Source organism: Bacillus sp. OK048 (genome assembly GCF_900103525.1).
In the GTDB taxonomy this organism is placed as follows: Bacteria; Bacillota; Bacilli; order Bacillales; family Cytobacillaceae; genus Neobacillus.
The window spans coordinates 1-12109 of the sequence record NZ_FNHN01000009.1 but is presented as its reverse complement, the minus strand read 5'-3'; the positions used below and the strand labels follow the sequence as shown (position 1 = coordinate 12109).

Sequence of the window (12109 nt, the reverse complement as noted above, 5' to 3'; positions counted from 1 at the left end):
TTATTTTTGGTAATAATATTGGAGTGTATCTGGATAAATCTCTGTTGGATATTTACCTGTAAAGCAGCCAAGGCAAAAGCCTTCTGTCCCTTCCGTTTTGACAATGGCTCCTACCATCCCCTCTGTACTTAGGAATGTTAGGGAATCAGCACCAATGAGCTCCCGAATTTCCTCCACGGATTTATCGGAAGCGATTAATTCTTCCTTAGATGATGTATCAATCCCATAAAAACAAGGGTTTTTAATCGGTGGCGAGCTAATCACCACATGCACCTCTGTTGCTCCTGCCTCTTTAAGCAGTTTTACAATTCGTTTACTCGTCGTCCCTCGTACAATCGAGTCATCAACCATTACGACACGTTTCCCTTCAACGACACCACGAACCGCGGACAGTTTCATCTTTACACCCTGCTCCCGTAACGATTGGGTTGGCTGAATAAAGGTTCTACCTACATATTTGTTTTTAATTAATCCCATCTCATAGGGAATACCAGTTGTTTCTGCATAACCAATTGCTGCCGAAATACTCGAATCTGGAACTCCCGTTACGACATCGGCCTCAATTGGCGCTTCAATCGCCAATTTTTTTCCCATATTCTTTCGGGCTGTATGAACATTGATCCCTTGGATGTTACTATCTGGTCTTGAAAAATAAACATATTCCATTGCACAAATGGACTTTGTCGAATTAAACGCAAATTGTTCTGAAGTTATTCCTTCTTCATTAATAATTAATAATTCTCCTGGTCTGATGTCGCGGATGTATTCCGCTCCGACAACATCAAAAGCACAGGTTTCCGAAGCGACGACATAAGCATCCCCGAGACAGCCGAGCGAAAGCGGCCGTAATCCATGCGGATCGAGAGCAACCATTAATTCCTTCTCTGTTAAAATTAAATAAGCATACGCTCCTTTTAACATCGAAAGTGCATTTTTCACCTGATCTTTTAACTGTGAAAATCCGCTTCGTCTGATTAAATGAGCTAAAACTTCCGTGTCAGAGCTTGTTTGAAAAATACTTCCCTGTGTTTCGAGCTGATGTTTTAGGGAATTTGCATTTACTAGATTACCATTATGAGCAAGAGCAAGACTTCCAGTTTGGGAATGGAACAGCAAGGGCTGGACGTTCTCATAGCCGCCGCCTCCTGCTGTTGCATATCGTACATGCCCAATCGCGGATGTACCCTTTAATTCTTCCATCACGTTCGCTGTGAAAATCTCTGAAACTAGTCCCTCACCCTTAACAACTCTAAGCTTTTCCCCGTTGGATACAACAATACCCGTACCCTCCTGACCACGATGCTGCAGACTATGAAGTCCATAATAGGTAAGCTGTGCAGAATCTGGATGTCCCCAGACACCAAAGACCCCGCACTCTTCATTTAATCCCTTGATTTCAGCAAGCATGGAATAGCTCCTTTCCAGGAATCCTTCAATTGGTTTACAGAAGCTTCTAAAACGGTATTACTTTCAGCATTGATTTTTAATGTTGCCGTATCATTTACTTCACCAATCCGTTTAGCGGCTACTAATCTTTCAAACTCTATTTGATGTTCTTTTTTCACCGATAATAGAAAACGTGATTGAGATTCACTGAATAAAGAAGAAACAAGATTTCCTGTAACGTTCACTTCTGCTCCAAGGATGTCGCTATTGAAAAGACATTCGGCAACGGCCACTGCTAACCCGCCTTCTGATAAGTCATGCGCAGATTGAACCACTCCCGCACGAATGGCTGCTAACACTTGGTCCTGATTTGCTTTTTCAATATCAATATTTAATTCCGGAGCTTTACCAAAAACCTTTCCATGAATCAGTTTTTGAAGTTCGCTTCCGCCGAATTCATCCTTCGTTTCCCCAACTAAATAAATGAGGTCGCCGCTATTTTTAAATGACTGTGTAGTAATATGGTCGATATCGGTTACTAAACCAACCATGCCAATAACCGGTGTTGGATAAATAGCCGTACCGCTTGTTTCGTTATATAAGGATACATTTCCGCCGATGACAGGTGTTCCAAGAACACGACAGGCTTCACTGATACCGTCTGCCGCTTTTTCAATTTGCCAGAACACTTCTGGCTTTTCTGGATTACCAAAGTTAAGGTTATCAGTAATCGCTAATGGTTCTGCACCAGAGCAGACAATATTACGAGCTGCTTCCGCCACAGCAATTTTCCCGCCAACTTCAGGGTCTAAAAACACATAACGTGAGTTACAGTCTGTTGTCATCGCTAATGCCTTACGAGTTCCACGAATCCGCACTACTGCTGCATCCGAACCTGGAGAGACAACTGTATTGGTGCGCACCATATAGTCATACTGCTGATAAACCCATTCCTTGCTCGCGATTGTCGGCTGACTTAATAGCTTTACGAGTGTTTCCTTTAGGTCGGAAACCTGTGGGACTTCCTGTTCCATGGCCTGAAACTCCTCAAAATAAGCAGGAACCTTTGATGGCTTATGATAAACTGGAGCATCTTCAGCTAAAGCGTCTACTGGTACGTCCGCAACCATTTCTCCATTATGGATTAATCTAAGCTTTTTATCGTCTGTTACTGTACCAATTGCTACAGCCTCTAAATCATATTTAGAAAAAAGCTCGTTAATTTCTTGCTCTCTGCCTTTTTTGATGACAATTAACATCCGCTCCTGGGATTCAGAAAGCATCATCTCATAAGCAGTCATTCCCGTTTCCCTTTGTGGAACTAGATCTAAGTTCATCTCAATTCCCATTCCCGCTTTACTTGCCATCTCAGCTGATGAACTCGTTAATCCCGCTGCACCCATATCTTGAATCCCAACAAGGGCATCAGAATGGATAAGCTCAAGACAGGCTTCTAGTAAAAGCTTCTCCATGAACGGGTCACCGACCTGAACAGCTGGACGATTTTCATCCGATTGCTCCGTCAATTCCTCTGAAGCAAAGGTTGCGCCATGAATTCCATCACGTCCTGTTTTTGCACCGACGTACATAACAGTATTGCCAACACCCTGCGCAAGACCTTTTTTGATATCTTTATGGTCAATTAACCCAACACACATCGCATTAACTAACGGATTGCCATCATAACTTGAGTCGAATTGAATTTCACCACCGACAGTCGGGATTCCGATACAGTTCCCGTAGCCTGCAATTCCTGCTACCACTTCCTTAAATAAGTAACGAACTCTTGCTGAATCTAGTTCGCCGAAGCGAAGGGAGTTTAATAACGCAATCGGACGAGCTCCCATTGAAAAAATATCTCGGATAATTCCGCCGACACCTGTTGCTGCACCTTGGTATGGTTCGATGGCAGATGGATGGTTATGACTTTCAATTTTAAAAACAACCGCCTGCTGGTCGCCAATATCGACGATCCCAGCACCTTCCCCCGGTCCTTGAAGAACTTTTTCACCTGTAATCGGGAATTTTTTGAGGACTGGCTTTGAATTTTTATAACTGCAATGCTCTGACCACATGACGGAGAAAAGGCCGGTTTCGGAGTAGTTCGGTGTCCGGCCAAGAATGTTTTCTACGAGCGCAAATTCTTCATCGGATAAGCCCATTTGCTGATAAAGTTTTTCTGTCTTTACTTGATCTGGTCTTGGTTCATGCTTTAACAACATTTGCTTCCCTCCAGCTTCTTACAATCGATTGAAATATTTTCAAGCCATCTGCTCCGCCTAATAATGCATCAACAGCTCTTTCTGGGTGTGGCATCATCCCAAGAACATTTCCTCTTTCATTGATGATTCCAGCAATATCCTCTAAGCTTCCGTTCGGATTATCTTGGTAGGTAAAAACGATTTGGTTGTTCGCTTTTAGCTTTGTCAGCGTCTCTTCATCACAATAGTAGTTTCCTTCACCATGAGCGACAGGGATGGTAATGGTTTCTCCTTGAGAGTATACGGACGAAAACATCGTTTGGTTGTTCTCTACCTTTAATTCAACCGGTTTACAGATAAACGATAGACTTTCATTTCGTCTCATGGCCCCAGGCAGTAAACCAGCTTCCAATAAAATCTGAAATCCGTTACAGACACCAAGAATCGGTTTACCTGCTTCGGCAGCTTTAACAACTGCTTGCATGACCTTACTAAAACGAGCAATGGCTCCTGTACGTAAATAATCACCGTATGAAAAACCGCCAGGAAGTAAAATCCCGTCAAATCCCTCTAAGCTTTCTGTATCATGCCAAACATATTCAACCTGCTCACCTAATTCATCTTTAATGGCATGGTACATATCGATGTCACAGTTTGATCCCGGAAAGACGATGACTGCAAACTTCACTGTGGAACAACCTCCTCTACTTCATAACGGTAATCTTCAATGACTGGATTGGCGAGGAGCTTGCTACAAATCTCTTTAATCACTTCATCAAGGTCACGGTCTGATTTTTGAACGGTAAGTTCCATATATTTACCGATTCGAACATCGGTGACTTCCGGATAATTTAATGATTGTAGTGAATGAGTAACAGCCTTACCTTGCGGATCTAATACACTTTCTCTTAACGTGACATAAACCTTTACCTTATACATGCTGACGTCCCCCTAATCTCGCTAAAATGTTTTCATAAGCTTCTGTTAAACTACCTAGGTCACGACGGAATACATCCTTATCGAGCTTTTCATTTGTCTTTTTGTCCCATAATCTGCAGGTGTCAGGTGAAATCTCATCTGCTAACAAGATTTCGCCGTCTGCATCCTTGCCAAACTCTAGTTTAAAGTCGATCAAGTTAATGCCCAGCTTTGTAAAAAAGCTTGATAAAACTGTATTGATTTGGAGTGCCTTTTCTTTTAAAATGTTTAGTTCCTCTTTTGTTGCTATGTTCAATTCGTAGATATGGTCAGTGGTTAGTATTGGGTCACCAAGGTCATCATTCTTCAAATAAAATTCAACTAATGGCTTTGTTAATTCTTTACCTTCTTCGATTCCTAATCTTTTTGAGAGACTCCCTGCAGCGACATTACGAACGACAACCTCGAGCGGGATAATGGTTACCTTTTTAACCAACTGTTCTGTTTCGGATATACGCTTTATAAAATGCGATGGGATTCCCTGGTCTTTAAGCTTTAAAAATAGCAAACTAGTAATTTGGTTGTTTAAACGCCCTTTACCTGTAATATCTGCCTTCTTTTGCCCGTTGAAAGCTGTAGCCGAATCCTTATATTCAATTAAAACAACCTGTTCATCATCTGTTTTAAAAATTCGCTTCGCTTTTCCTTCATATAAAAGCTCTCTCATAAAGAACGCCTCCTAAAATCGCAATATTGGGAATTTTTTGGGTAATACGGGCCCTTTTTAGTGACCTATTTTTCAATTTTCATGGTTTACGGGCGCCAATGGGCTTCTTTGGTTACCACTTTTTCATTTTTTCAACCGTTGCGGGCACCAAGAGACCTTGTTGGTTACCGCTTTCCCGGTTTTTCAACCGTTCCGGGCACCAAGGGACCTTGTTGGTTACCACTTTCCCGGTTTTCCAACCGTTGCGGGCACCAAGAGACCTTGTTGGTTACCACTTTTTCATTTTTTCAACCGTTTCGGGTACCAAGAGCCCTTGTTGGTTACCGCTTTCCAGGTTTTTCAACCGTTCCGGGCACCAAGGGACCTTGTTGGTTACCGCTTTCCCGGCTTTTCAACCGTTCCCGGCACCAAGAGACCTTGTTGGTTACCGCTTTCCCGGTTTTTCAACCGTTCCGGGCACCAAGGGACCCTTTTGGTGACCGCTTTTTGATTCTCAAAAACCGATTTCGGTCATTAATAGCTCTTATTCGTTCAACCCTAATCGATCAAAAATGGTATCAACATGCTGAAGGTGGTAGTTATAATCGAAGCAGTCAGCAATTTCTTCCGCTGAAAGCAGGCTTGTAATTTTTGGCTCTTCTTCAATCAAACCACGGAATGGCACTTGATTTTCCCATGATTCTGCTGTTTTTGGCTGCACGGTATCATAAGCCTCTTCACGCGATAATCCCTTATCAATCAAAGCGAGCAGGACACGCTGCGAATAAATCAATCCCAGCGTCCGGTCCATGTTACGTTTCATGTTTTCCGGATAGACGGTAAGGTTTTTAATGATGTTTCCAAAACGATTTAACATGTAGTTCAAGGCAATCGTTCCATCTGGTAAAATGATCCGCTCTGCAGAAGAGTGGGAAATATCTCGCTCATGCCATAAGGGAACATTTTCATATGCTGTCATCATATAGCCGCGAATCACACGGGCCAAACCAGTCATATTTTCTGAACCAATTGGATTACGTTTATGCGGCATAGCAGATGAACCTTTTTGTCCTTTTGCAAAAAACTCTTCTACTTCACGCGTTTCACTTTTTTGCAGCCCGCGAACTTCCACGGCAAATTTCTCAATTGAAGTAGCAATCAAAGCCAGAGTGGACATATAATGTGCGTGACGGTCACGCTGCAAGGTTTGTGTGGAGATTGGAGCAGGATGGGTACCCAGTTTTTCACAAACATATTGTTCAACAAACGGGTTAATATTCGCGTACGTTCCAACCGCTCCAGAAATTTTCCCAAACTCTACACCGGTAGCCGCCTGATTAAAACGTTCCAGGTTCCGTTTCATTTCTTCATACCAAAGAGCAAGCTTTAATCCAAAAGTAGTCGGTTCAGCATGTACACCGTGTGTACGCCCCATCATGACGGTAAATTTATGTTCGATTGCTTTGTTCTTTAGGATTTCAATAAAGTTTTCAAGGTCCCTCCGGATAATCACATTGGCTTGTTTCAATAAGTAAGAAAGTGCAGTATCAACTACATCCGTTGAAGTTAACCCGTAATGCACCCACTTGCGCTCTTCCCCTAGCGTCTCGGATACCGCGCGCGTAAAGGCAACGACATCATGTCTAGTTTCTTCTTCGATTTCTTTAATCCGATCAATATTAAAGGAGGCATTTTCACGAAGTTTCTTTACGTCCTCTTTTGGAATTTCACCTAATTCTGCCCATGCCTCACAGGCAAGGATTTCAACCTCCAGCCAAGCATTAAAGCGGTTTTCGTCTGTCCAAATCGCACCCATTTCAGGTCTTGTATAACGATCAATCATCTTTTGGCCTCCAAACTTTTTTCTTCCCAAATGTTACTGTTGCTCACATCTTCAAGGGCAGTATCAACAGAATCACATAGAATTGTCACATGCCCCATTTTTCTTTTTAATTTTGCCTCTTCTTTACCATATAAATGAACTTTCCAATCTGGTACGTTTGTAAATTTTTCTAACACGTTTTGAACATGCTCTCCTAATATATTAACCATCACCGCTGGCTTTAATAGCTCTGTCTTACCAAGGGGCAAGTTACACACGGCCCTGATATGCTGTTCGAATTGTGACGTTTCACATGCTTCAATCGTATAATGCCCTGAATTATGCGGTCTAGGAGCGAGTTCATTTATGTAAATGATATCCCCCGTTGTTAAAAACATTTCAACCGCCAGCGTCCCCACTAACTCAAAGGCATTAGCAAGTTGTATCGCTGATTGAATTGCCTTATCCTCCGCTTGTTTACTAATACGTGCAGGCGCAATCGTTTCGTGGAGAATATTATCGCGATGAATATTTTCTCCAACCGGAAATACTGCTGTTTCACCATTTGAATTTCTAACGATAATGACTGAAATTTCTTTCGTAAAAGAAATCCATTTTTCCAAGATGCATTGTCCGTTTTCAAGAAGGACTTGCGCCTTTTCAATATCCGTACTAGTTTTAATAACTACTTGCCCTTTGCCGTCATAGCCGCCTCGTGCTGTTTTTAGTACAACGGGAAAGCCCAGTCGTTCACAATTTTCATGAAGGTCTTTCGGCGAATTAATGACCGCATAAGGCGCCACCTGGACACCAGCGTTTGAAATTGCCTCTTTTTCTTTCACCCGGTCCTGGGTAATCTCAAGTAAACTCTTGCCTTGTGGCACATATGCTTGATCGCAAAGCCATTCAAGTGCTGCCGCATCAATATTTTCAAATTCGTAGGTAATGACATCACTTACTTCAGATAGTTTTCCGATTGCTTCTAGGTTATCATAGTCGCCAATTACCTTATGATCTGCCACCTGCCCGCAAGGAGAATCCTCTACAGGATCTAATACAGCAATTCGATACCCCATTGCTTTCGCCGATAGAGCCATCATTCTTCCAAGCTGGCCACCGCCAATAATGCCAATCGTTTGTCCTGGCAAAATAGTTTTATTAGACAAGCTCATCACTACTTTCTATTGCTGCTATTTTTGCTTCATGACGTACGCTCTCAAGCCTTTCTGCCAGTTTAAAGTCATGAACCGCTACAATTTGAGCAGCGAGTATCCCGGCATTCGTTGCTCCTGCTTTGCCGATTGCCACCGTTGCTACTGGTACTCCAGCAGGCATTTGCACGATGGATAAAAGTGAGTCCAGTCCATTCAATGCCTTCGATTGAACAGGAACACCGATCACTGGCAATGTTGTCTTGGCTGCCATCATTCCTGGCAAATGAGCAGCACCGCCTGCTCCCGCAATAATCACCTTAATTCCTCTTACTCTAGCATTCTCTGCAAATTCAAACATCAAATCAGGAGTGCGGTGGGCTGAAACCACCTTTTTTTCATAAGGAACCTCTAACCGGTCAAGGATTTCACAGGTATGCTTCATCGTTTCCCAATCTGATTTACTTCCCATTATTACCGCCACAATCGGATTCATGTTCTCTCCCCTAACTTTACCAATGGCTCTTTTCTTAAACTTTGTTGCAAAATAGCCTTACCTATATAAAAAGCCCAAAACAGATACTTCCTCAATTTCATGAAATGAGAGAAAGCAGTCTGTCCGGGCTGATATCGGCACAGTAAATAACCTGAAGCGAGTTACCGCTTCTGGTATTTCCACTTCCCCTCATAGTCCAATTATTTACGGTAAATTGGGTAGATACTTATGGGCCATATTCCCATTATATACGAGGGTATTTAATTATATATTTTTTTGACACCTTTATATTACAATTTAAGGGGAAAATGGTCAATAAAAACGAACGATTTTATTTTTTAAAAATATATCGTTCGTATTTATTCAGTACTGACTGCCTCAAACACAATCTGCTTTCCAACCGGTTCATAGGTTGTTTCCTTCCCATTAATTACCTCCATGAAGATTGGTTTTTCCGTCCGGCGAACCGGTATATACCCCTGTTTTTTCATCCGTTCTAAACAAGCATCGATACTTTCATTTTCTTGTACTTCAAATAGCATTTTCTTTTTGCTCATGAAAACAATTTCCCTCTTTTCACAGATTTGACCAAAAATCCGCCATGGATAGCCTTTGGTTCATAAGAGATAATAAATGCCTTAGGATCCAACCCTTTTATCTCATCGTATAATTTAAGTTCAAATTTTCTTGGTGTCAGGATTTGCAAGGCCATTCGATCTCCCTCGAGCCCATGAGCCGCCCAATCTGTAACCCCAAACCCCTTTTCTCTCAAAACCTTAGGCAGGTCCTTATCATATTCCTTTGTGATTACATTAACCGCTATATAGCCCAAGGCAAGCTTTTCTTCAATTTTCATCCCGACAATAACACCTATCCCATAGCCAACCGCATAGGCAATCAGATTTTGAATTTCATTAAGATTATTCAATACTAGGCCAAGCCCGAGCACATAAATCACTACTTCTATCATACTCAGAGACGCCGCTAAATATCGCAGTCCCTTTAATGTTAAGATCATCCTTATTGTGAAAAAAGAAACATAGACAATATTGATAACCAAGATAATTGCTACCATCAAAAAACTGTTCTCTAACACATACTCTCCTCCTATTTCCTTCGCATTTCACTGGGTATTTGTAAGTGTAACCTTTTTTAGGAACTTTTTCATCCATGCAAGCCGAAAAAAGGCTAAGTTGGGAGACCAAGCTAGCTTTTTTTATATCAAAGATTTTTTCAAACTTCGTAAATATGTATCAAAACCAATCTTATGTAAATGTTCCTCAAGTTGAATGGGAAATATAATAAAAAAGATTTTAGGTGGTGTTTTAGTGAAAAAAATACTTTTGATTATATTTTTGACATTTACCTTTATTCCCAGTGTTGTCTCAGCTGCACCAAATGATAATCTGAAAGCAGCTTTTGTTAGGAATGATCATTTATGGCTAAAAATTAAGGAAAAAGAAATGAAAATTACAGACTCAGGTTATATTAGATATCCAAAATGGTCATTCGATGGCAGTTGGATAGCCTATTTGAAGTCAGCCAAAGAAGGGGATGCTTTTGACCTTTGGACATACAATGTAAAAAACAATAAACACTATAAAGTACAAGAAAATGTCAGTGATAATTTTCAATGGTCCCCTAATGAAAATAAAATAGGATTTCAAGTGGTTAAAAATTTATTTATTTTACATATGGGGCAACTGGGTCAATTTATTCCAGTTGCAAAAAACATTGAAAACTTTTCTTGGCTTCCAACGGGGAACGGTTTGCTTATTTCAACTAAGAAAAGCCCAAAGCTTAATTCAGATATTATTTTATCAAAAGTTATCTTAAGAAAAAATGAAAAGCCTAAGATTAACCGTTTTTATACAATTAAGGTGAATAAAGATGAAATGCTTGTCTCAACAAGCCCATTTTATTGGTCTAATGATAAGATGTGGATTAGCTTTTTATTAGTCCCCACCGCTTCCTTATCTGCAGATGGAAATACTTTATCTGTCCTGTCTGCAAATGGAAAAGCATTTCATAGAATTGATGAAATGCTAAATGAAGAGGCATGGTTCCAATGGGCACCATTTAAAAGTTTATTAGGATATATTAGTGGTACCGGAAGAGAAGCAACTATTTCTAAGAAATTAAAGACTTTAAATGCCACGACATTAGAAAATAGCATGTATACCCCCACGGGTTTTGTGGATCGTGATTTAACGTGGCAAAACAATCAAACCCTCTACGTTTCACGATCAAAGGAAAGTAGCGAAGGTAGCTTAGATAAAAGACCATTGCCAATCCTATATAAGATTAGTCTTTCCGATAATAGGCAAACTCAAGTTACTGCACCACTTAAAAACTTTGGGGACTTTAAACCTCAAGTTGTTAACAATAATCTATTCTGGATAAGAAACGATCGGAAAAACGCACATGTCCTAGTTTCTCCAACCTATCAAATGGAAGAAAAGATTTGGATTAAGAATATCAACACAGGCGGCTCCTACTATGAAAAATGGAGTTGGGATGAGGTGTTTAGTTTATACACGGGGCGATAATTTATGGTTTGTAGGAAGAGTGCTAGGTGTAATTTCATCTAAAAAATCATATCAGACGTATTGAGGAAAAATCGCAAGAGGCTGCAAGGGAATCACTTGAAGATTTAACTAATAGTATTGAAACATGAATATTCGTTACTGTTTTCTTTAAAAATGCTGCCCCATGGGCACGAATAGCACCTATTCGTTACTGTTTTCTTTAAAAGCGTGGCCTCTCGGGCACGAATCTTCAATAATCAATCCGGTACCTCACTACCTTTTTCTAAAAATTTGACTCTGTTATAGCTGAATGTTGATCTCACTCTGTTTGAAAAATAAACGGAAAAATTCCGTTTAAATTGAGAAATATCCATATTTCCGTTAAAATAAGGGTCATTTTTCCGCCTATATTGTCCAAATCGATGGGGTTTGGCTTATTTAGAGCAGTTAATCGGAATATCTCCGCTTATAGCTGCTTCTAAAGCCTCCACTATATACATTAGCCGGAAATTCTCCGCCTATGAAATCTCATACCTACATGAAAATCAACAATGAATAATAACAGAGCCAAAAATTTAAAAAAACACAACCCTCATCAGGTTGTGTTTTGTTTTGCCTGGCAACGTCCTACTCTCACAGGGACAAAGTCCCAACTACCATCGGCGCAAAGAAGCTTAACTTCCGTGTTCGGTATGGGAACGGGTGTGACCTTCTTGCCATAATTACCAGACTATTTTGTTTGAGGTTCATTCCCTCAAAACTAGATAATGCAGAAGAAGTTGTAAAACAGAGTTCGCTTTAAAAATTGGTTAAGTCCTCGAACGATTAGTATCAGTCAGCTCCACACGTTACCGCGCTTCCACCTCTGACCTATCAACCTGATCATCTTTCAGGGTTCTTA

At 40.8% G+C, this 12109-nt stretch carries 11 protein-coding genes, 2 rRNA genes and 1 riboswitch; of the genes, 1 reads left to right on the top strand and 12 read right to left on the bottom strand.

From position 1 onward, the window contains the following. The 10 genes from purF to BLR86_RS16650 form a co-directional block, all read right to left on the bottom strand. Nucleotides 1-1407, bottom strand: a complete 1407-nt coding sequence (purF, locus tag BLR86_RS16695) for an amidophosphoribosyltransferase (RefSeq protein ID WP_090763788.1) — start codon at nt 1405-1407, stop codon at nt 1-3. Continuing rightward, on the bottom strand, nt 1383-3608 hold the full coding sequence (gene purL / locus BLR86_RS16690; protein WP_090763785.1) for a phosphoribosylformylglycinamidine synthase subunit PurL: 2226 nt from the start codon (nt 3606-3608) through the stop codon (nt 1383-1385). The genes purF and purL overlap by 25 nt, the downstream gene beginning before the upstream one ends. Beyond that, nucleotides 3592-4275, bottom strand: coding sequence for a phosphoribosylformylglycinamidine synthase subunit PurQ (purQ, locus tag BLR86_RS16685; RefSeq protein WP_090763782.1), 684 nt, complete (start codon nt 4273-4275; stop codon nt 3592-3594). Before purQ ends, purL begins: the two co-directional genes overlap by 17 nt. Further along, nucleotides 4272-4526 carry a phosphoribosylformylglycinamidine synthase subunit PurS gene (gene purS, locus BLR86_RS16680; protein ID WP_090763779.1) on the bottom strand — a complete coding sequence of 85 codons (255 nt, stop codon included), beginning with the start codon at nt 4524-4526 and terminating at the stop codon, nt 4272-4274. Before purS ends, purQ begins: the two co-directional genes overlap by 4 nt. Continuing rightward, nucleotides 4519-5232, bottom strand: coding sequence for a phosphoribosylaminoimidazolesuccinocarboxamide synthase (gene purC / locus BLR86_RS16675; RefSeq protein WP_090763776.1), 714 nt, complete (start codon nt 5230-5232; stop codon nt 4519-4521). Before purC ends, purS begins: the two co-directional genes overlap by 8 nt. Before the next feature lie 523 nt (nt 5233-5755). Next, nucleotides 5756-7054 carry an adenylosuccinate lyase gene (purB, locus tag BLR86_RS16670; protein ID WP_090763773.1) on the bottom strand — a complete coding sequence of 433 codons (1299 nt, stop codon included), beginning with the start codon at nt 7052-7054 and terminating at the stop codon, nt 5756-5758. Beyond that, nucleotides 7051-8205, bottom strand: coding sequence for a 5-(carboxyamino)imidazole ribonucleotide synthase (gene purK / locus BLR86_RS16665; RefSeq protein ID WP_175492933.1), 1155 nt, complete (start codon nt 8203-8205; stop codon nt 7051-7053). Before purK ends, purB begins: the two co-directional genes overlap by 4 nt. Continuing rightward, nucleotides 8192-8680: a 5-(carboxyamino)imidazole ribonucleotide mutase gene (purE, locus tag BLR86_RS16660; protein WP_090763767.1), complete on the bottom strand. Its 489-nt coding sequence runs from the start codon at nt 8678-8680 to the stop codon at nt 8192-8194. Before purE ends, purK begins: the two co-directional genes overlap by 14 nt. A 172-nt stretch (nt 8681-8852) precedes the next feature. Then, nucleotides 8853-8954, bottom strand: a riboswitch (purine riboswitch). An 85-nt stretch (nt 8955-9039) separates the two neighbouring features. After that, nucleotides 9040-9237 (bottom strand): NETI motif-containing protein, encoded by a 198-nt coding sequence (locus BLR86_RS16655; protein WP_090763764.1) that lies wholly within the window; start codon nt 9235-9237, stop codon nt 9040-9042. Further along, the gene (locus BLR86_RS16650; protein WP_090763761.1) at nt 9234-9776 is read right to left on the bottom strand and encodes a DUF2179 domain-containing protein; all 543 of its coding nucleotides are present in this window, start codon (nt 9774-9776) and stop codon (nt 9234-9236) included. Before BLR86_RS16650 ends, BLR86_RS16655 begins: the two co-directional genes overlap by 4 nt. A 193-nt stretch (nt 9777-9969) precedes the next feature. On the opposite strand from BLR86_RS16650, the gene BLR86_RS16645 reads away from it, so the two are divergent. Further along, nucleotides 9970-11229: a translocation protein TolB gene (locus tag BLR86_RS16645; protein ID WP_139185634.1), complete on the top strand. Its 1260-nt coding sequence runs from the start codon at nt 9970-9972 to the stop codon at nt 11227-11229. A gap of 593 nt (nt 11230-11822) precedes the next feature. Here BLR86_RS16645 and rrf read toward each other — a convergent pair. Together rrf and BLR86_RS16635 are read right to left on the bottom strand one after the other, a co-directional pair. Next, nucleotides 11823-11938 (bottom strand): 5S ribosomal RNA (gene rrf, locus BLR86_RS16640). 75 nt (nt 11939-12013) lie between these two features. Next, a 23S ribosomal RNA gene (locus BLR86_RS16635) occupies nt 12014-12109 on the bottom strand; the annotation flags it as partial.

What these genes read in the sequence shown, in the direction of transcription:
- purK (WP_175492933.1), bottom strand. Translation starts at nt 8,205, where the DNA reads ATGAGCTTGTCTAATAAAACTATTTTGCCAGGACAAACGATTGGCATT.
- purB (WP_090763773.1), bottom strand. Translation starts at nt 7,054, where the DNA reads ATGATTGATCGTTATACAAGACCTGAAATGGGTGCGATTTGGACAGAC.
- BLR86_RS16655 (WP_090763764.1), bottom strand. Translation starts at nt 9,237, where the DNA reads ATGAGCAAAAAGAAAATGCTATTTGAAGTACAAGAAAATGAAAGTATC.
- BLR86_RS16645 (WP_139185634.1), top strand. Translation starts at nt 9,970, where the DNA reads ATGGGAAATATAATAAAAAAGATTTTAGGTGGTGTTTTAGTGAAAAAA.
- purF (WP_090763788.1), bottom strand. Translation starts at nt 1,407, where the DNA reads ATGCTTGCTGAAATCAAGGGATTAAATGAAGAGTGCGGGGTCTTTGGT.
- purL (WP_090763785.1), bottom strand. Translation starts at nt 3,608, where the DNA reads ATGTTGTTAAAGCATGAACCAAGACCAGATCAAGTAAAGACAGAAAAA.
- purE (WP_090763767.1), bottom strand. Translation starts at nt 8,680, where the DNA reads ATGAATCCGATTGTGGCGGTAATAATGGGAAGTAAATCAGATTGGGAA.
- purC (WP_090763776.1), bottom strand. Translation starts at nt 5,232, where the DNA reads ATGAGAGAGCTTTTATATGAAGGAAAAGCGAAGCGAATTTTTAAAACA.
- purS (WP_090763779.1), bottom strand. Translation starts at nt 4,526, where the DNA reads ATGTATAAGGTAAAGGTTTATGTCACGTTAAGAGAAAGTGTATTAGAT.